The sequence below is a fragment of the Mesorhizobium sp. WSM4848 genome, assembly GCF_055811375.1.
On sequence record NZ_JBVVPX010000144.1, the window covers coordinates 1 to 279 of the forward strand.

The window sequence follows — 279 nt, forward strand, 5'->3', positions numbered from 1 at the left end:
GGTTGCGGCTGGTGGGTGTTTGTGGGTGGTTTTGTTGTGTGTGTGGTGTTGGCTCCCCCTGGCGGTCTCGTGGGGGGGGGGGGGGGGGGGGTTTTTTTTTTTTTTTTTTTTTTGTTTTTTTTTTTTTTTTTTTTTTTTTTTTTTGGGGGGGGGGGGGGGGTTTTTTTTTTTTTTTTTTTTTTTTTTTTTTTTTTTGGGGGGTTCTTGTTGTTTTTTTGTTTCTTGGTGCGGGCGCGGGGCGGCCCCCCCCAAATTTTTTTCCTTAACGTGGGCCGGCGC

At 46.6% G+C, this 279-nt stretch carries 1 protein-coding gene; it reads right to left on the minus strand.

Going from position 1 to position 279, the window contains the following annotated elements:
* A partial coding sequence (locus tag AC0L16_RS33690; protein ID WP_473625827.1) for a hypothetical protein occupies window positions 1-252 on the minus strand: 252 nt, incomplete at its 3' end.
* Window positions 253-279 lie beyond the last annotated feature (27 nt).